Consider the following 18,656-nt stretch of genomic DNA (forward strand, 5'->3'; position numbering starts at 1 on the left):
TCCCGCACGCGCGTGTCGCGTGCATGTCGTGCCCGTGCTGCATCAGGGTTACAGCGCTCCACCGCAAGGGGTAAAGAGACGTGCACGGGTCGCGGCACCGTGGCGCAATCCGTATCACCGGTCCTACCCCGGCACGGCGCCCGGATCCCGCCAACGGGCCGTGCAGAAGCGGACGTTCGGGACCGCCCGGCCGGCGCGCCCCCAAAATGCGCACGTCACGGGGCGGGGCGGGGATGCACGCACCGCGCCGCCGGGCTCCGCAGGACCTACCCGGCACAGGGGACCTGACGCCCTTTCGGGGGCCGCCCGCGCAGGGGGCGCACGATGTCCGAAACGTCCCCAAGCGCGAATCTGCGCGCCCCCGCAGGGCGGCGCTGTCAGTCCCGGCCCGTATCCTCATGGACCATGCTCGAAGACCGCACGGCAGCCGACCGCCCGCTCTCCCCGGAGATCGTGCGGCAGCCGGCCCCGCAGGAGGAACAGGCCGCCTGGCCCGCCGCGTACCCCGAGGGGTATGCGGTGGTCGACGTCGAGACCACCGGCCTGGCCCGCGACGACCGGATCATCTCTGCCGCCGTGTATCAACTGGACGCCCGTGGCGAGGTCCAGGACCGCTGGTACACCCTCGTCAATCCCGAGCGCGACCCCGGCCCGGTCTGGATCCACGGCCTGACGAGCGACGTGCTGGAGAGCGCCCCGCTCTTCCCGGAGATCGTCCCCGAGCTGTCCCGGCGCCTGGAGAACCGCGTCCTCGTCGCGCACAACGCGATGTTCGACTGGTCGATGATCGCCCGCGAGTACGCCCGCGCGAAGGCCCAGGCACCGGTACGCCAGCGGCTGTGCACGATCGCCCTCTCCAAGGAGCTGAAGCTCCCCCTCCCCAACCACAAGCTGGAGTCCCTGGCCGCGCACTACGGCGTCATGCAGGAGCACGCGCACCACGCCCTGGACGACGCCCGGGTGCTCGCCGAGGCGTTCCGGCCCAGCCTCCTGCTGGCCGCCCGGGAGAACCTCCGGCTGCCGCTGCTCACCTGCCAGCCGCTGACCGAGTGGTCCGACGCGCCGCGCCCGCCCGCGCAGCGCTCCGGTTACGGCGGGGGGTACCGCCCGACGACCTGGCGCCCCTCCCGCAAACGCCCGGCCTGCCCGTATCCGAACCCCGGGCGGTACGAACCGGCCGGCCGGCTGAAGCAGGGCATGCGGGTCGCCTTCTCCGGCGACACCTCCGTGGACCGCGAGCTGCTGGAGGACCGCGCCATCGAGGCCGGACTGCACGTCGCGACCAGCGTCTCCCGGCTGACCAGCCTGCTGGTCACCAATGACCCGGACTCCCCCACGTCCAAGACCGCCAAGGCCCGCTCCTTCGGCACCCCGGTCATCGACGAGGCCGCCTTCATGCAACTCCTCCAGGACGTACAGCCGGCGGACTGATCCCCGGACTGCGGAAGGCGCCCCGTAAGGGGCGCGGGAACTGCGAGCAACCACCACGGCGGGAGCGCCGGGCGACGGCCGAGGCCCCACGGCGCGCAGCCGGCCCCCACCCACCGTCCGGGTGAAGCCGCACAACACACCCCCGCCCGGGCCGGGCCCGCCGGAAACCCGCGCCCATCCTGAGCGCATGGCAAGTTGCGAGGTCTGCGGAAACGACTACGGCATGACGTTCGAGGTGCACGCGCAGGGCGCGGTGCACGTCTTCGACTGCTTCTCCTGCGCCATCCACCGCATGGCACCCATCTGCGAGCACTGCCGCTGCCAGGTCATCGGCCACGGCGTCGAGGCCGACGGCCACTGGTACTGCTGCGCCCACTGCGCCCGCGCGGAGGGGAAGGTGGGCATCGTCGACCGGGTCTGACGGCCGGGGCAGCGGGCTCCCGGCGGCCCACGGCGGGACCCTGCCGTCGTGGGCGGAATCGTGACAGGTACCGTCAATACCGTGTACCGCTTCCTGTTGTCCCGGCAGTGGGTGATCCTCACCCTCATCGCCCTCGTCCTGATCCCTGTGATGATCAAGCTGGGCTTCTGGCAGCTGCACCGCCACGAGCACAAGGTCGCGCAGAACGCCCAGATCGCCAGGGCGCTGAACGCGAAGCCGGTACCGGTCACCGACCTCGCGAAGCCGGGGCGGGACCTGCCTGAGGCGGACCGCTGGCACCCGGTGAAGGCCACGGGCCGGTACGACACCCGGGGCGAGGTCGTGGTGCGGAACCGCACCGCCGCCGACGAGCAGTCCATCGGCTACTACGTCCTCACCCCGCTGCGGCTGACCGGCGGCTCCACCGTCCTGGTCAACCGCGGCTGGATCGCGCCCAGCGGCGGCGCGCTCACCACCTTCCCCGACGTGCCGCCCGCGCCGAAGGGCACGGTCACCGTCACCGGCCGGGCGATCCCCGACGAGACCACCGCCGAGAGCGGCATCAAGAACACCAAGGGCCTGCCCGACCGCCAGGTCATGCTGATCAACAGCAAGCAGGCGGCCGAGCGGCTGCACCGCCCGGTGCTCGGCGGCTACCTCGAGCAGACCGCCCCGGAGCCCAAGGGCGGCAAGCCCGAGCTGGTCCCCGAGCCGGACCACGACAGCATCGGCCCGCACATGGCGTACGCCGTTCAGTGGTGGCTCTTCGCCGCCGCGGTACCGGTCGGCTGGGTGATTCTCGTACGCCGCGAGCGCCGGGACCGCGCCGCGGCCGCCGCCACCGCCGAGGACACCGCCGCACCGGCAGAGCCCGAGCGGGCCCAGGAAACGGCCGGGTCCGCCGCCGCCGACTAGCCGAGCACCTGGCCCTGCCGGGGGCCATGTGCCGGCGAGCGGCCGGTGCACCGGGCAGCGGCCACTGCATAGCCCCCGCCCGCTCCGGGCAGTCGTGACAGCGTGCACCCACCTATCGAGGACTACGCGCTCATCGGAGACCTGCAGACCGCCGGGCTCGTCGGTCGCGACGGCTCCATCGACTGGCTGTGCCTGCCCCGCTTCGACTCGGCGGCCTGCTTCGCCGCGCTGCTGGGCAACCGGGACAACGGCCACTGGCGGCTCGCACCCGCCGACCACGAGGCCCGTGCCGAGCGCTCGTACCGGGGCGACTCGCTCGTGCTGGACACCGAGTGGACCACCGGGACCGGCCGCGTCCGGGTCACCGACTTCATGCCGCAGCGGGACCGCGCGCCCGACGTCGTCCGCATCGTCGAGGGCCTGGAGGGCAGCGTCGAGATGCGGGGCGTGCTGCGGCTGCGCTTTGACTACGGACGCGTCGTCCCCTGGGTGCGGCACGTCGAGGACTGCCGGGTGGCCGTCGCCGGGCCCGACTCCGTCTGGCTGCACGCCGAGCCGGAGGTGACGACGTACGGCCAGGGCTTCAGCACCCGCTCGGACTTCACCGTCGAGGCCGGCGAGAAATTCGCGTTCATCCTCACCTGGCACCCCTCGCACCAGCCCTGCCCCCGCCGCATCGACCCGTACGACGCGCTCCAGTGCACGCTGGACGACTGGAAGCAGTGGGCGGCGCACTGCACGTACGAGGGGCCGCACCGGGACGCCGTCATCCGCTCCCTGATCACGCTGAAGGCGCTGATCTACGCGCCCACCGGCGGCATCGTCGCGGCGCCCACCACCTCCCTCCCCGAGGAGATCGGCGGCGTCCGCAACTGGGACTACCGCTACTGCTGGCTGCGCGACGCCACCCTCACCCTCAACGCCCTGCTCTCCGCCGGGTACACCGAGGAGGCCGCGGCCTGGCGCGACTGGCTGCTGCGCGCGGTGGCCGGCTCCCCCGCCGACCTGCAGATCATGTACGGCCTGGCGGGCGAGCGGCGGCTCCCGGAGGCGGAGCTGCCCTGGCTGGAGGGGTACTCCGGCTCCGCACCCGTACGCATCGGCAACGCCGCCGTCGACCAGCTCCAGCTCGACGTCTACGGCGAGGTCCTGGACTCCCTGTTCCTCGCCCGCCACGCGGGCCTGGAGGACAAGCCGCACGCCTGGAACATCCAGTGCGCCCTGCTCGCCTTCCTCCAGAAGAACTGGCGGGAGCCGGACGAAGGCCTGTGGGAGGTACGCGGCCCGCGCCGGCACTTCGTGCACTCCAAGGTCATGGCCTGGGCCGCCGCCGACCGCGCCATCCGGACCGCCGAGGCGCACCCCCGTCTGAAGGCGGACCTGGACGGGTGGCGCGAGATGCGGGACGAGGTGCACCGGGAGGTGTGCGAGAAGGGGTACGACCCGGAGCGCGGCACGTTCACCCAGTACTACGGCTCCGAGGAGCTGGACGCCGCGACGCTCCTCATCCCGCGCGTCGGCTTCCTGCCGGGCGACGACCCGCGCGTCATCGGCACGGTCGACGCGGTCCGCCGAGAACTCACACTCCCCCATGGCCCTGAAGGCATGGGAGGTGCCCCCACCGGCCTGGTACGCCGCTACAGCGCCCAGCATGCCGACGGCGAGCACGCGACCGACGGGCTGCCGGGTGAGGAGGGCGCCTTCCTGGTGTGCTCCTTCTGGCTCGCCGACGCGCTGTACCTCACCGGGCGGCAGACGGAGGCCCGCGAGCTCTTCGACCGGCTGCTGGACCTCCGTACGGACCTCGGCCTGCTGGCCGAGGAGTACGACCCGGCCAGCGGCTGCCAGCTCGGCAACTTCCCGCAGGCGTTCAGTCATGTCGGCCTGATCGGTACCGCCTTCACCATGGCGGGCCTGCCCAAGGCAGACTGACCCCATGGATCTTGGACTCACCGACCGGACGTACATCGTCACCGGAGCCACCCGCGGCCTGGGTAACGCCACCGCCGCTGCGCTCGTCGCCGACGGCGCAAACGTCGTGATCACCGGCCGCACGGACGAGGCCGCCGCCGCGGCCGCGGAGAAGCTGGGGCCGCGCGCCCTGGGCATCGGCGCGGACAACGCCGACCCGGCGGCCGCGCAGCGCCTGGTGGACGCGGCCCGCGACCGCTTCGGCGGCCTGGACGGCATCCTCATCAGCGTCGGCGGCCCGCCGCCCGGCAGCGGCGCCACGGGAGACTCGGCCAACACCGACGAGCAGTGGCAGGCCGCCTTCGAATCCGTCTTCCTGGGCGCGGTCCGGCTGGCCCGTACGGCCGCCGGGGCGCTCGGCGAGGGCGGCGTGATCGGCTTCGTGCTCTCCGGCTCCGTGCACGAGCCGATCCCCGGCCTCACCATCTCCAACGGCCTCCGGCCCGGCCTGGCCGGCTTCGCCAAGTCGCTCTCCGTCGAGCTGGGCCCGAAGGGCATCCGGGTCGTCGGCGTGCTGCCCGGCCGTATCGCGACCGACCGCATGACGCAGCTGGACGAGCTGTCGGGCGACGCGGAGGCCTCGCGGACCCGCAACTCCGCCTCGATTCCGCTGCGCCGCTACGGCTCGCCGGAGGAGTTCGGCCGCACCGCGGCCTTCCTGCTCTCCCCGGCGGCGTCCTACGTCACCGGCGTCATGGTGCCCGTCGACGGCGGCGCGCGGCACGGCTTCTGACCGTCCCGCCCGCAGGTCTCGTGCCGTGCGCCCCGGAGTGCCGCCAGGCCTGCGGTACTCCCGGGCGGACGCTCAGGTGACCCGTTCGGCGCGGTGCCGCACGGCGCGCAGCCGTACCTCGGCCGGGAGTTCCGCCAGGCCGGTCGCCTCGCGGGCCCCGGCCACCGCCCGGGTGCCCAGCAGGTGCACGGCGCCGGCCGGGTCCGCGTGCGGCTCCAGCAGCAGGCGGACCCGTACGTGCGGCTCGCGGCGCCGCCCGGTCAGGCGGACGACGGCGCGGTGCACCCCGTCCGCGCTCTCCGCCTCGGCGGCGAGGACGTCCTCCAGGGCGCGCCCGCGCAGCAGGGCCCCCTCGCCGTCCCCGGTGTCGACGAGGACCTCCCGCAGCCGGCGGTTGCGGAACTGGACCAGCAGCCACCACAGGGCCAGCAGCACCAGCACGGCCAGCGCGGCGAGCACGGCCGGCCACCACCAGCCCTCACCTGTCCAGCGGGTCCGGTCCGCCGCCGGGAGCAGGACGTCGCCGGGCGCGTCCCACGGCCAGCCGTCCGGCAGCCCCGCGTGCCACTTCTCCGGCAGCGCGAGGCCGGCGAAGAGCACCGTCCCGCCGGTCCCCAGCAGCACCAGTCCGGTCAGCCCGAGCAGCACCCGGTTGACGGTCCGCCGTACTTGACGCATCGCCACCGCTCACCTCTTCCCGGCACGGCGTACGTGGACGGACATGCCCGGCGGGCGGGCGAGGCCGAGTCGCTCCAGGCCCTCGGCGAGCGCGGCGTCCACGTCGCCGCGCACCTCGTCCAGCTCACGGAAGTGCGCGACCGCGCGCGCCGTGACCTTGCGCCGGGACATCGAGATCCGTACGGCCTGCACGCCCGGCACCTCCATCACCCGGTCGCGCAGCACCAGCGCGGCGGCCGAGCGGTCCAGGCCCGCCCGGACCGCGGGCGTCGCGGGCCGCATCGGCAGGATGCCGCGCAGTCCGGGCGTCACCGCGAGCACGAGCAGCCAGAGGCCCAGGGCCATGGCGAGCGCCGCGGCGGCCAGCACCCAGGTGTTCTCCAGCGGGCGGCTCGCCAGCTCGTCGGCCAGCCGCCGGCGCCAGGCCATCGCGGGCCGTCCGGACCGCACGGCGGCCACGTCGTAGAGGAACAGCGCGGCCACGGCGAGGACCACCAGCGCCACCAGTCCGGCCGGCAGCCGCCGGGCGGACCAGAAGCGCCCCGCCCGGCCACCGCCGGCCGAGGTGTACGCGGCGGCGGAGGCCGACTGCTCGGGGCCGTCGGGGCCCCGCTCCGTCTTCTCCAGCGTCGGGAGACGTCGCGTCGTGTCCGGTTCGCTCATGTCCCGCGTCCCGTCGCCCGGGTCACCGTACGTGTCATCGCACTCTCCCCTGCCCGGCCCGCGTCAGATGCGGCGAGTGCAGGCGGGTCACCTGGATCGCCACCTCGGGCACCGTCATGCCCGCCAACGTCCATACCCGTTCGGTCACCCGCCGACGCACGGCGCCGCACTGCGCGCCGATGTCGCCGGGGTAGCCGAGCTCGACGGTGACCCGTACGCGGGCCTCGCCGAAGGTGTCCTGGGTGTTGTGCCGCCGTACGGCGACGGTGGCGTCGGCGTCACCGGGACGGACGTCACGCGAACGGGGGCCGGGGGCGGCCGGCCCGTCCCCGGGAGCCGCGTCGTCGGGCGCCCGGTCCCCGCGCGCCGGGGTGGTACCGGCGTCCGCGGCGTCGCGGTCCGGCGCGCCGGGGGACGTGCGGCCGGCGGCGTGCGCGCCGCTGCCGTTCGCCGCCGCGCCTTCCGGGCCGTGCCGCAGCGCCTCCCGTGCGGCCTGCGCCGCGATCTTGGCGACCACCCGGTCGGCGATCCGTGTCGCGCCGCGCCGCCCCGCCTCGACGGCGGGCTCCGGAAGCTGTTCGGCCACGCCTCACCGCCGCCGGGCGTCGCGGTCACGGCTTCCCGGCCGCCGGAAGAACTCACCGGGCTCCAGGTCGCCGTCCAGGAACCGGCCGGCCACGAACCCGACCGCTCCCAGCGCAGCCACCAGCAAGAAGGCCCCGAATCCGCCGAAGTACCCGGCGAAGCCCAGTGCCATGCCGGCCAACAGACCGGCCACGGCCATGCTCATCGTGCACTCCCTCGCTGCCACCCCGGGCGGGGTGGCGGACCTGCCGGAACAGTGCCGGAACCCGGCCGCCGGCATCCGTGGCGTCCGGCCGGCCGGGCCGCCCGAACGGTTCGTCGCTACTGGAGCCGGGGCTCCGCTTCCTCTTCCTCTTCCTCGTCCGGCAGCTTCACATCGCTGACGGCGATGTTGACCTCGACGACCTCCAGGCCCGTCATCCGCTCGACCGCCGCGATGACGTTCTCCCGTACCGCCCTGGCCACTTCGCCGATCGCCACGCCGTACTCGACGACGATCTCCAGGTCCAGCGCCGTCTGGACCTCGCCCACCTCGGCCTTCACGCCACGCGTGACGGACCGGCCGCCGGGCACCCGGTCGCGTACCGCGCCGAAGGTGCGGGACAGGCCGCTGCCCATCGCGTGGACCCCCAGGACGTCCCGGGCGGCCATTCCGGCGATCTTCTCGACGACGCCGTCCGCGATGGTCGTGCGTCCCCGGGTCGCCGGGTCACCGCCGCCGCGCTCGGAGCCGAGGGTCTTCCGGGCGGCACCCTCGCCTTGCGGCCGGCCGCCCTGTGCGGTGTCGCTCATCGCATCGTCCCTTTCTTCGAGGAGGAGCGGACACACCTGGCATGCGCTCCGGGGCCCACATTAGGCGCGGTCGGCGCGGACCGCCGCTGGGATGCCACCGGGATACGCCGACTGGACGGGGCGGGGGCGGAAGAACGGCGCGGAGCAGTCGCACGTGTGCCCGGGGCGCGCATCAGCACGCCCCGGGCACAAGGAGGTACGCGTGGGTTACTCGCCCGCGCCGGCGAGGTCGCGCAGCCGGCGGCCCTGCGCCGCCCGCTCCGCTGCGCGCTGCTCGTCGAGCGTGCGCGCGGCGGCCCCGGCCAGCAGGGCCTTGGTCTCGATGACGGCGTCCCGGGGCGCGGCCATGAGCGCGGCGGCGAGGTCGGCGACGGCACCGTCGAGCTGGTCGCCGGGCACCACGAGATTGGCGAGGCCGGTGCGCTCGGCCTCCTCGGCGTGGACGTACCGCCCGGTGGCGCAGATCTCCAGGGCACGGGCGTAGCCCACCAGATGGACGAGCGGCTTGGTGCCGGTCAGGTCCGGCACCAGGCCCAGGCTCGTCTCACGCATCGCGAACTGCACGTCCTGCGCGACCACCCGCAGGTCGCAGGCGAGCGCGAGCTGGAAGCCGGCACCGATGGCATGGCCCTGAACAGCCGCGATGGAGACGATGTCGTTCCGCCGCCACCACGTGAACGCCTCTTGGTACTCGGCGATCAGCGCGTCCATGTCGTGCTCCGGGCCGCGCCCCATGTCCAGGAAGGACGGCTCGCCCGGGAAGCCTTCGGGGGTGAAGGCCTGCCGGTCCAGGCCGGCGGAGAAGGACTTGCCCTCCCCGCGCAGCACGACGACCCGCACGCTCCCCGGCAGCTGCTGCCCCGCCTCGGCCAGGGCCCGCCACAGGGCGGGCGACTGGGCGTTGCGCTTCGCGGGGTTGGTCAGGGTCACCGTGGCGACGGCGTCGTCAACGGTAAGCCGGACACCGTCCTTGTCGAGCAGGGTCATCGAGCGCCTCCGAGTCTTCAACGGTCACTGCACAGCAACCGCTAAGTTAACTGAACAGTAACCACCCGGTCGATCACTTCTTCGACCGGGTGGCACCGTCGGCTCTTCGGAGTCGCGGGCCGCCTCGGTTCAGGCCGAGGCGGCCTTCTTGCCCCTCGTTGCCCCGCCACGACCGCGCAGGACCACACCGGATTCGCTGAGCATCCGGTGCACGAATCCGTAGGAGCGGCCGGTTTCCTCGGCCAGCGCCCGGATGCTCGCTCCGGAGTCGTACTTCTTCTTCAGGTCAGCCGCGAGCTTCTCGCGCGCGGCGCCGGTCACCCGGCTGCCCTTCTTCAGAGTCTCGGCCACCCGTGCCTCCTCATGGGAAGTGCGCTCTGGACTCTCATGATCACCCCTCCCGCCCGTCCTGGCCACCCATTCGGCAAGGTCCGTAGGACAACGTTTGGCGCGCGGGACGGCGCGCAGCGGCTCGGAATGAAAGATTCCAAGGGCCTTACTGAGCGGCCTCGGCCGAGCGGCGCAAAGAAGGGCCAGGTCAGGGGGTGCGGGGTGGAACAAGAGCACCCACGCGGTCGTCCGCGGCCCCCCGCACGGCGTGGCGCGCCGGGTACGAGCCGTTCTCACTCAGATGATGGATCACCCGTCGGCCGAATGATCCATACCGCGTTGATCAAGATGCCTACGGCCGTGCCGCGCGGTGCCGGGCCCCGCGCGGGGGCCGCGGCGGGGCCTCAGGCGAGCGCCACCAGATCCGCGTAGTCCGGGCCCCAGAGGTCCTCCACGCCGTCCGGCAGCAGGATGATCCGCTCCGGCTCCAGCGCGTCCACCGCACCCTCGTCGTGGGTCACCAGGACCACCGCGCCCTCGTACGTGCGCAGCGCGCCGAGGATCTCCTCGCGGCTGGCCGGGTCGAGGTTGTTGGTGGGCTCGTCCAGGAGGAGGACGTTGGCGGAGGAGACGACCAGCGTCGCGAGCGCGAGCCGGGTCTTCTCGCCGCCGGAGAGCACGCCGGCCGGCTTGTCCACGTCGTCGCCGGAGAACAGGAAGGAGCCCAGGGTCTTGCGGATCTCCACGAGGTCCAGGTCCGGGGCCGACGAGCGCATGTTCTCCAGGACCGTGCGGTCCGGGTCGAGCGTCTCGTGCTCCTGCGCGTAATAGCCGAGCTTGAGGCCGTGACCGGGGGTGACCTGGCCGGTGTCGGGCTTCTCCGCGCCGGCCAGCAGCCGCAGCAGGGTCGTCTTGCCGGCACCGTTCAGGCCCAGGATGACCACCCGGGAGCCCTTGTCGATGGCCAGATCGACGTCGGTGAAGATCTCCAGCGAGCCGTACGACTTGGACAGGCCCTCCGCCGTGAGCGGGGTCTTGCCGCACGGTGCGGGCTTCGGGAAGCGCAGCTTGGCGACCTTGTCGGACTGCCGCACCTCCTCCAGGCCGGCCAGCAGCTTCTCGGCGCGCCTGGCCATGTTCTGCGCGGCGACGGTCTTGGTCGCCTTCGCGCGCATCTTGTCCGCCTGGGTGTTCAGCGCGGCGGCCTTCTTCTCGGCGTTGGCGCGCTCGCGCTTGCGGCGCTTCTCGTCGGCCTCGCGCTGCTGCTGGTACAGCTTCCAGCCCATGTTGTAGATGTCGATGTGCGACCGGTTGGCGTCCAGGTAGAACACCTTGTTGACCACGGTCTCGACGAGGTCCACGTCGTGGGAGATGACGATGAAGCCGCCGCGGTAGGTCTTGAGGTAGTCCCGCAGCCAGAGGATCGAGTCGGCGTCGAGGTGGTTGGTCGGCTCGTCCAGGAGGAGCGTGTCGGAGTCCGAGAAGAGGATCCGGGCCAGCTCGACGCGGCGGCGCTGACCACCGGAGAGGGTGTGCAGCGGCTGGCCGAGGACGCGGTCGGGCAGGCCGAGGCTGGCGCAGATGGTCGCGGCCTCCGCCTCGGCGGCATACCCGCCCTTGGTCAGGAACTCGGTCTCCAGGCGCTCGTACTTCTTCATCGCGCGCTCGCGGGTGGCGCCCTTGCCGTTGGCCATCCGGTCCTCGTTCTCGCGCATCTTGCGCAGGACCTCGTCCAGGCCGCGGGCGGAGAGCACGCGGTCGCGGGCCAGCACGTCCAGGTCACCGGTGCGCGGATCCTGCGGGAGGTAGCCGACCTCGCCGGACCGGGTGACCGTGCCCGAGGCGGGGATGCCCTCGCCCGCCAGCACCTTGGTGAGGGTGGTCTTGCCCGCGCCGTTGCGGCCGACCAGGCCGATGCGGTCGCCCTTGGCGATGCGGAACGAGGCGGACTCGATGAGGACTCGGGCGCCGGCGCGCAGCTCGAGACCGGAGGCGGTGATCACGGAAAGACTCCAGGGCAGGGTGGACGGCGGAACGGACGGGCGGGAGAAGCCGCAACGCGGCGCGCTCCGCGAGGAGCGCGGACGGGCCGGCGCCGTCTAATGCACAAGGAGAATTGCCATGGGGCCAGTCTAACGGTGGTGTGCAAGCAGATTTCCCCGCCGTCACCGGCGCCGCGGCGCACCGCGCACGGCGCCCTCGGGACAGGGGGTGCGCCCAGGTCACATGGCGTTGTCGGACCCCGCTGGCAGACTGATGTGAGTCAGGCCACACCGGCTCGCGAAGGGACCGAGACCATGTCCGCCACCCCGTCCCCCTCGATCTGTCCGACCCTGCTCTACCGCGATCCCAAGGCCGCGATCGAGCTCCTGACGGCCGCCTTCGGCTTCACCCGCGGCGCGCTGTACGAGGACGAGTCCGGCACCGTGCTGCACGCCGAACTGTCCTACGGCAACGGCACGGTCATGCTCGGCGCGAAGGGCCGCGGCGGGGTCTTCGCCGAGGCCATGGGCGACGCCGGGCCGACCGGGGTCTACGTCGCCGTGGCCGACGTCGACGCCCACCACCGGCGGGCCGCGGCGGCCGGCGCCGAGATCCTCGTGCCGCCCACCGACCAGGACTACGGCTCACGCGACTACATGGCGCGGGACAAGGAGGGCAACATCTGGAGCTTCGGTACGTACGCCCCGACGACCACGGAGGCCGACGGCACGGGCGCCTGAGCCGCGCCCGCCCGGCGCGGGGCCGGGCGGGCATGGCCGTCCGACAGGCGGTCAGGCGCCGCCGGTGTGGACCTGGAACGCCGCGCGGCGGACGGCCTTGGCGAGCGCCGGGTCCGGGTGCGCCGCGGCCAGCGCCACGAGGACCTGGACGGTGCGCGGGTGCCCAACGGCGCGCACCTCCTCCAGGAGGCGCGGCACGGAGCCCTGCACGGCGGAGTCCAGGTGGCGTACGAGCAGTCGGCTCTCGCCGTGGTCGGCCACGGCGGCCGCGGTGTCCACCCAGAGCCAGGTGGACTCCTCGCGGGTGAGCACGTCCGGCGCGGTCTCGGGGTCGCCCCCTTCGTGCTCCACCAGCCACAACAGGGCGTAGGGCCGCAGCGCCGCCTCGGAGGCGGCAGCCCGTACGGCGGGCTCGGCCGGCGCGCCGACCGTGCGCAGCGCTTCGAAGGCGAGCCCGCGCAGCAGGGCGTCCTCGCCGCGGGCGACCGCCAGCAGCTCCTCGACCGCGCTGCCGGCGGAGCGCGCGGCCAGCCATGCCCGGTACTCCGCCCGGGCGGGGCCGGGGGTCAGCCGCGCGCAGCCGCGCAGCATCGCCTCGGCGGACTGCTCGATGTTGCCGGCGGGGCTCTGCGCGGCCACGCAGATCTGCTCCAGCTTGACCCAGACCGCCCAGCTGCCGAGCGGGGTGAGCCGGGCCTGCCGCTCACCGGCCGGTTCGCCGCCGCGCAGCAGTGCGGCGGCGTCCGCGGCACCGCGCGTACGGGTGCCGCCGCCCGGTACGACCAGCGCGCCGACCGCGGCCAGCGCCTCCAGCGCCCAGTCCAGCAGCGACACGGACGACGCCCCCGCGCCGTCGCCGGCGTCGGCCGTGCCGTCCGGGCCGCCGGGAGCCGGCCGGCCGTACGCCTGGTCAGTGGTCTGGCCACCGGCATCCGGGGCGCCGCCGCCCTCGGCCGCCGGGCCCTGAGCGGGGGTGCCGTCCTCGGCCGCCGCGATCGAGGCATCGGCCCCGTCCGGCCCGCCGGGCTCCGTGGCCTGCCCGGACTCCGCGTCCTGCCCGGACTCCGGGACAGGCACCGGGCCCGCCGCGGCGCCGGATCCCGCCGCCGGCGGCTCGCTCCGGATCGCGCGCTCGTACGGCACCTCGCAGCGCTCCGTGCGGAGTTCGGCGATCCGCTGGTCGAGGAGTTCCAGGAGGTCGGTCACCTCGACCGGACCCGCGGAGAGGTAGAGCAGCGACAGCACCTGCGGCAGCGCCTCGATCACCTCCGCGACCGCTCCGGGGCCGGCGTCCGCGGGCGCGGGGAGCGCCAGCGACCAGGCGTCGAAGAGCGCGACCCAGCCGCGCAGCGCGGCGGAGTCGTCCCGGTCCCAGGCGCGCAGCCGCCAGCCGGGGCGGGCCACGCCTCCGTGCAGTTCGATGAGGCCGGCGAGCCGGGCCCGGTCCCAGTCGGCCCGGACCTGCTGCGGCGTCAGTTCCAGTGCCTCGGCTGCCTGCTCGGCCGCGCTGTCCGGCAGCGAGCCGTCGGCGGCGGCGCGCGCGCCGGTGCCCTCGCCCCGCTCGCGGGCTGCCCAGCGGGCCACTCGGACGGCGCCCGCCAGCGCGCCGCGTGCCATCCGGGCCAGCTCCGCGGGCGGCGGAGTGCCCTCGGGCGGCCGTGGCGCGGGCCTGGTGGTCCGCGTGCTCACCGCACGGCGGGCGGCGGCGATCGGTTGTCTGGGGACGAGGCGGAGCCGGGAGTCGCGCGGAGTACGGGACGTCACAGGAGCAGTCTTGCTCTTGTGGGCCCGAAAACCCAATCGGAAGTCCGCTTGCGTTCTCCGGAAGGGCTCTTCATGCCCGATCCGCCCGCGATCGCCCCCTTCCCCGCGGCACCCCGTGCCACGCCCCCGGCGCTGCGTGCCACGCCCCTGCACACACCGGGCGGACGCTCACCGACGCCGTCGCGGCCGTTGCGCCGACGGTGCCTACGACAACTTCGGACCGGCGCCTGAATCAACCGCTCCGGAAAGGCGCCCATCTCACTACATCAACGGCGTCAGGAACCGGCGGAGCGTCTCTTCGTACTCCTCGGGCCCGGCGTTCCACATGGCGCCGTGCGGGGCGTCCCTGACGGTGTGCAGGCTGACCAGGTCCGGCCGGGCGGCCGCCAGGCGGCGGGAGGCGGACCACGGCGCGACGGTGTCGCCGGGGCCGTGCAGGATCAGCGTGGGGACGGAGAGCAGTGCCGGGTCGCACGCCTCGGCCAGCCGGTCGGAGTGCAGGCCCGTACTGCCCTCCGCGGCCCGTACCGCCAGCGGCAGCAGCGGACGCGGCACACGCCGGGCCGCCGCCAGCGCCCGTACCGTCGCGCGCCAGTCCAGCACCGGCGAGTCCAGCACCAGTCCGGCGATCCGGTCCCGCAGCGCGGAGTGCGCCGCGGCGTGCAGCGCCATCGTCGCGCCGGTGGACCAGCCGTGCAGGACCACCCGGCGCGCGCCGTACCGGAGGGCGTACCGGATCACCGCGTCCACGTCGCGCCACTCGGCGTCCCCGAGATGGGCCTTGCCGTCGGCGGTGCGCGGTGCGCCCTGGTCGTTGCGGTAGGCCGGGGCGAGCACCGGGAAGCGGTGGCGGTGCAGGAACGGCATGACGACCATCGGGTGCTCCCGGGTCGTGCCGAGGCCGTGCACCGTGATGACCCAGGTCTCCCGCTCGCCCGGCAGGAACCATGTGGGCAGCGCGCCCAGTTCGCCGGGCACATCGACGTCGGCGCATTCCAGGCCGAGCGCGTCGGAGGGGTTGCCGAGGTACACCTGCGGGGTGAGCCACACGTGTGTGCCGCGCCCGAGGGTGCCGTGGGTGACCCGCTCCAGGCGCCGGACGACGGTGTCCGCCTCGTGCGGCACGTCGTCGAGCACCGGGCCGACGACGGCGTGGCAGCCGCGGCCCGTCAGCCCGTACCGGCCCGGCCGCAGCGCGGACAGGCTGCGGGTGAGGGTGATCCGGTCGGCGGTGGTGGCGTGCACCGTCAGCCGCCCGTCGCCCGGCAACGGCCGGTCGGGGGCGGGCCGCAGGGCGACGTCGCTGGCGTACCGGCCGGCCGCGAGCGCGGCCGCACCGGTACCGATCACAGTGGTGACGGCCGCTGCCGCCGCGGTACCCAGGCGCACCCTCCCCAGTCTGGGGAGGGCAGCGGCCCGTGGCCAGTGGGCCCGCGCGCCCGAGTGACGGAACGGCCCGGCCGTGACCGGAGGGGCGGCGCGCCGCCCCTCCGTCGCGCGGGGTCAGCTCCGCTGTCCGTATCCCCGCAGCCGTTCGGCCACCTCGGCCAGCTGGCCCTCGGAGAGCAGGGACGGCGTGCGTCCGGGGACGGAGGAGGCGGTCAGCCAGAGCCGGCACATCCATTCCAGCTGCGCCGTGCGGTCGTACGCCTGGTCGAGGGTGTCGCCGTAGGTGAGCGTCCCGTGGTTCTGCAGCAGCACGCCCGTGCGGTCGCGCAGCGCGTGCAGCATGTTGTCGGCCAACTCCTGGCTGCCGTACGTCGCGTAGGGGGCGACCCGGACGGTACCCCCGAGGGCCGCGGTCATGTAGTGCACCGGCGGGAGCTCCGGGACCAGTGTGGACACCGCGGTGGCGTGCACCGCGTGGGTGTGGACGACAGCGGTGGCGCCGGTGTGGCGGTACACCGCGAGGTGCATCGGCAGCTCGCTCGTCGGCCTCAGCCCACCGGCCACCTGCCGCCCGTCCGCCGGGTCCACCGCCACCAGGTCGTCCGGGCCCAGCCGGTCGTACGGGACGCCGCTGGGCGTGACGAGCACGAGCCCGCCGGCGCGCACCGACACATTGCCCGACGTGCCGACCACCAGTCCGTCCGTCACCGTGCGCCGCGCGGCGGCCACCAGCGCCGCCCACGCCTCCGCCACCTCTTCCGCCGGTCCCGGCCCGCGATCCGTCATGCCGCCCCGCTCCCTCCTGGAACCCCCGCGCTGCGCACCGTACCGGGGGTACCCCGCGCAGCCGCCGCACTGTAAGGCGGACCATTCCCCTTCGGTATCCCCCAAAGCGGAGCATTTCGGCTTTGGCCAGTGATTGGCCGGAGCTGATCCGGCATCTCGGGATCTTCCCCTAGCCTCTGGATGATTTGTCATGCACGTCGCCATCCGGGGGGAATCATGGCTCGTGACCGCAAACCGACCTCCACTACCCGTACCAGCGACCCCGCACCCAGCGATCCGACACCCGGTGCGCCGCGCCGGCGGCGCCGTCCGGCCTCCGTCGCCGCCGCATCGGCCCTCGCGCTGGCCGCGCTGGCCGGCACGGCGCTGACCGGGCTCGCCAGCGCGAGCCCCGCCGCGGCGGCCGGCGTGCCGCACGGCCACGACGTCTCCTCGCACCAGAAGGAGGTCGACTGGGACAAGGCCCGCGCGAAGGGCGCGCGCTTCGTCTACGTCAAGGCCAGCGAGTCGACCGACTACACCAATCCCTACTTCGGCCAGCAGTACGACGGCGCCCGCGGGGCCGGCCTGCTGCGCGGCGCGTACCACTTCGCGGTGCCCAACCAGTCCTCCGGCGCGGCCCAGGCCCGGTACTTCCTGCGCAACGGCGGCGGCTGGACGGCGGACGGCTGGACGCTGCCGCCGGCCCTGGACATCGAGCACAACCCGTACAGCAAGAAGCACAAGTGCTACGGCGTGAGCAAGAAGAAGATGGTCGCCTGGATCTGGGACTTCAGCGACGAGATCAAGCGGCAGACCGGGCGCCGGCCGGTGATCTACACGACCACCCGCTGGTGGAACACCTGCACCGGCGGCAGCGGCGCCTTCGCGCAGAGCCATCCGCTGTGGCTGGCATCCTGGCACGGCAGGCCCGGGAAGCTGCCGCAAGGATGGTCCTTCCTGAGCATCTGGCAGTACTCGAACAAGGGCGCGCTGCCGGGCGATCAGAACGCCTGGAACGGCTCCTACGGACAGCTCCGCAGGTTCGCCGGCGGCTAGGCCGGAGCCGTGCCACAAGCACCTCAAAGGCACCACGGAATGAACCTCGAGTGACGGGTGAGACGCCTCCGCACGAAAACGGCGGGGGCGTCACCACCAGGCCCGTTGGTGTTCATCTCCCGTTCACCCACCCTCCGTACGGTCGCTCGCGTCACTGACCATCGAACTGATTGCCTGGGTGAATGGAACACATCACGCTTCTCATCGGGATCGTGATCGTCACGGCCTTGGTGTTCGACTTCACGAACGGCTTCCACGACACGGCCAACGCCATGGCCACCACCATCTCCACCGGGGCGCTGAAGCCCAAGACAGCGGTGGCGATGTCGGCGGTACTGAATCTCGTCGGCGCGTTCCTCTCCGTGGAGGTCGCCAAGACCATTTCCGGCGGAATCATCGACGAAGGCGCCGGCATCAGGCCAGAGGTGATCTTCGCCGGGCTCGTCGGTGCCATCGTCTGGAACCTCCTGACCTGGCTCGCCGGTCTCCCCTCCAGCTCCTCGCACGCCCTCTTCGGAGGCCTGATCGGCGCGACCCTGGTGTCCGTCGGCACGAGCGGGGTCAACGGGGACGCCGTCGTGATGAAGGTCCTCATCCCGGCCGTGGCCGCGCCGATCGTCGCGGGCCTCGCCGCGACCTTCGCCACCCGGCTCACCTACCGGCTGGCCCGCAACCGCGCCGAGCAGGACACCGCCAAGGGCTACCGCGCCGGGCAGATCGCCTCGGCCGCCCTGGTCTCCCTCGCCCACGGCACCAACGACGCCCAGAAGACGATGGGCGTCATCACCCTCGCGCTGATCACCGGCGGCGCGCTCGCCCCGCAGGCCGACCCGCCGATGTGGGTCATCGCCTCGGCCGGCCTCGCCATCGCCCTCGGCACGTACCTGGGCGGCTGGCGGATCATCCGCACGATGGGCAAGGGCATCACCGACATCCAGCCGCCGCAGGGCTTCGCCGCCCAGACCGGCGCCGCCGTCACGATCCTGGCCTCCTCGCACCTCGGCTTCGCGCTCTCCACCACCCAGGTCTGCTCCGGCTCGGTCATGGGCTCGGGCCTGGGCAAGAAGGGCGGCGTCGTGCGCTGGTCGACCGCGGGCCGCATGGTGATCGCCTGGGGTCTGACCCTGCCGGCCGCCGGCCTGGTCGCCGCGGGCGCCGCCTTCCTGGCGGGCCAGGGCACCTGGGGCGTCACCACCGTCGCCGTGCTGGGCCTCGCGATCTGCGGTGCCATCTGGGCCGCCTCGCGGCGCAAGCCGGTGGACCACAGCAACGTCAACGACGTGGAGCCCATCGAGCCGGCCGGTGTCGTCACCACCGCGCTCCAGACGGTCTCCCCGCCGCCCGCGGGCGCGACCACGGCCGGAGCCGGCACCATCGACGGCATCCCGGCGCAGTCCGCCAAGCGCTCCCCCGCCACCACAGCCGTCCGCTGACCGCGGCCGCTCGCGTT

19 protein-coding genes are annotated in these 18,656 nt (G+C 73.7%); 8 read left to right on the plus strand and 11 right to left on the minus strand.

The features are described from left to right. Positions 1 to 405 precede the first annotated feature (405 nt). From ACIGQF_RS09995 to ACIGQF_RS10015, 5 genes are all read left to right on the plus strand, one after another. Positions 406 to 1,431, plus strand: coding sequence for a DEDDh family exonuclease (locus ACIGQF_RS09995; protein ID WP_399707713.1), 1,026 nt, complete (start codon positions 406 to 408; stop codon positions 1,429 to 1,431). Between the two features lie 187 nt (positions 1,432 to 1,618). Continuing rightward, positions 1,619 to 1,852: a hypothetical protein gene (locus ACIGQF_RS10000; RefSeq protein WP_399707715.1), complete on the plus strand. Its 234-nt coding sequence runs from the start codon at positions 1,619 to 1,621 to the stop codon at positions 1,850 to 1,852. An 81-nt stretch (positions 1,853 to 1,933) separates the two neighbouring features. Continuing rightward, positions 1,934 to 2,767 (plus strand): SURF1 family protein, encoded by an 834-nt coding sequence (locus ACIGQF_RS10005; RefSeq protein WP_399707716.1) that lies wholly within the window; start codon positions 1,934 to 1,936, stop codon positions 2,765 to 2,767. Positions 2,768 to 2,869: 102 nt separating this feature from the next. Next, positions 2,870 to 4,699 carry a glycoside hydrolase family 15 protein gene (locus ACIGQF_RS10010; protein WP_399707718.1) on the plus strand — a complete coding sequence of 610 codons (1,830 nt, stop codon included), beginning with the start codon at positions 2,870 to 2,872 and terminating at the stop codon, positions 4,697 to 4,699. 4 nt (positions 4,700 to 4,703) lie between these two features. Further along, on the plus strand, positions 4,704 to 5,471 hold the full coding sequence (locus tag ACIGQF_RS10015; RefSeq protein WP_399707720.1) for an SDR family oxidoreductase: 768 nt from the start codon (positions 4,704 to 4,706) through the stop codon (positions 5,469 to 5,471). Between the two features lie 72 nt (positions 5,472 to 5,543). Here ACIGQF_RS10015 and amaP read toward each other — a convergent pair whose 3' ends face one another. From amaP to abc-f, 8 genes are all read right to left on the minus strand, one after another. Beyond that, positions 5,544 to 6,149, minus strand: a complete 606-nt coding sequence (gene amaP / locus ACIGQF_RS10020; protein WP_399708565.1) for an alkaline shock response membrane anchor protein AmaP — start codon at positions 6,147 to 6,149, stop codon at positions 5,544 to 5,546. 9 nt (positions 6,150 to 6,158) lie between these two features. Then, entirely contained in the window at positions 6,159 to 6,812 is a 654-nt protein-coding gene (locus ACIGQF_RS10025) for a DUF6286 domain-containing protein (protein WP_399707722.1), read from the minus strand. 34 nt (positions 6,813 to 6,846) lie between these two features. Beyond that, positions 6,847 to 7,398 carry an Asp23/Gls24 family envelope stress response protein gene (locus ACIGQF_RS10030; RefSeq protein WP_399707724.1) on the minus strand — a complete coding sequence of 184 codons (552 nt, stop codon included), beginning with the start codon at positions 7,396 to 7,398 and terminating at the stop codon, positions 6,847 to 6,849. 3 nt (positions 7,399 to 7,401) lie between these two features. Continuing rightward, positions 7,402 to 7,602: a hypothetical protein gene (locus ACIGQF_RS10035; protein ID WP_399707725.1), complete on the minus strand. Its 201-nt coding sequence runs from the start codon at positions 7,600 to 7,602 to the stop codon at positions 7,402 to 7,404. A gap of 116 nt (positions 7,603 to 7,718) precedes the next feature. Then, positions 7,719 to 8,189, minus strand: coding sequence for an Asp23/Gls24 family envelope stress response protein (locus ACIGQF_RS10040; protein WP_399707727.1), 471 nt, complete (start codon positions 8,187 to 8,189; stop codon positions 7,719 to 7,721). 207 nt (positions 8,190 to 8,396) lie between these two features. Then, positions 8,397 to 9,176 (minus strand): enoyl-CoA hydratase/isomerase family protein, encoded by a 780-nt coding sequence (locus ACIGQF_RS10045; protein ID WP_399707729.1) that lies wholly within the window; start codon positions 9,174 to 9,176, stop codon positions 8,397 to 8,399. A gap of 129 nt (positions 9,177 to 9,305) precedes the next feature. After that, positions 9,306 to 9,527 carry a helix-turn-helix domain-containing protein gene (locus ACIGQF_RS10050; protein ID WP_006606369.1) on the minus strand — a complete coding sequence of 74 codons (222 nt, stop codon included), beginning with the start codon at positions 9,525 to 9,527 and terminating at the stop codon, positions 9,306 to 9,308. Positions 9,528 to 9,910: 383 nt separating this feature from the next. Further along, positions 9,911 to 11,509: a ribosomal protection-like ABC-F family protein gene (gene abc-f, locus ACIGQF_RS10055; protein ID WP_399707731.1), complete on the minus strand. Its 1,599-nt coding sequence runs from the start codon at positions 11,507 to 11,509 to the stop codon at positions 9,911 to 9,913. A gap of 294 nt (positions 11,510 to 11,803) precedes the next feature. Between abc-f and ACIGQF_RS10060 the strand changes: the two genes are divergently transcribed. Further along, positions 11,804 to 12,229: a VOC family protein gene (locus ACIGQF_RS10060; protein WP_399707734.1), complete on the plus strand. Its 426-nt coding sequence runs from the start codon at positions 11,804 to 11,806 to the stop codon at positions 12,227 to 12,229. A 51-nt stretch (positions 12,230 to 12,280) separates the two neighbouring features. Here the strand turns inward: ACIGQF_RS10060 and ACIGQF_RS10065 are convergent, their stop codons facing one another. The 3 genes from ACIGQF_RS10065 to ACIGQF_RS10075 all read right to left on the minus strand — a co-directional run bounded on the left by ACIGQF_RS10065 (position 12,281) and on the right by ACIGQF_RS10075 (position 16,168). After that, positions 12,281 to 13,993 carry a hypothetical protein gene (locus tag ACIGQF_RS10065; RefSeq protein WP_399707736.1) on the minus strand — a complete coding sequence of 571 codons (1,713 nt, stop codon included), beginning with the start codon at positions 13,991 to 13,993 and terminating at the stop codon, positions 12,281 to 12,283. A 261-nt stretch (positions 13,994 to 14,254) separates the two neighbouring features. After that, a complete protein-coding gene (locus tag ACIGQF_RS10070; protein WP_399707738.1) occupies positions 14,255 to 15,382 on the minus strand; it encodes an alpha/beta hydrolase in 1,128 nt (375 codons plus the stop codon). A gap of 114 nt (positions 15,383 to 15,496) precedes the next feature. After that, entirely contained in the window at positions 15,497 to 16,168 is a 672-nt protein-coding gene (locus ACIGQF_RS10075; RefSeq protein ID WP_399707740.1) for a class II aldolase/adducin family protein, read from the minus strand. A gap of 216 nt (positions 16,169 to 16,384) precedes the next feature. Here ACIGQF_RS10075 and ACIGQF_RS10080 point away from each other — a divergent pair, with 216 nt between their 5' ends. Beyond that, positions 16,385 to 17,206 (plus strand): lysozyme, encoded by an 822-nt coding sequence (locus tag ACIGQF_RS10080; protein ID WP_399707741.1) that lies wholly within the window; start codon positions 16,385 to 16,387, stop codon positions 17,204 to 17,206. A gap of 182 nt (positions 17,207 to 17,388) precedes the next feature. Next, on the plus strand, positions 17,389 to 18,639 hold the full coding sequence (locus ACIGQF_RS10085; RefSeq protein ID WP_399707743.1) for an anion permease: 1,251 nt from the start codon (positions 17,389 to 17,391) through the stop codon (positions 18,637 to 18,639). Positions 18,640 to 18,656 lie beyond the last annotated feature (17 nt).

It is taken from the genome of Streptomyces sp. NPDC053560 (assembly GCF_044544605.1).
Lineage (GTDB): Bacteria > Actinomycetota > Actinomycetes > Streptomycetales > Streptomycetaceae > Streptomyces.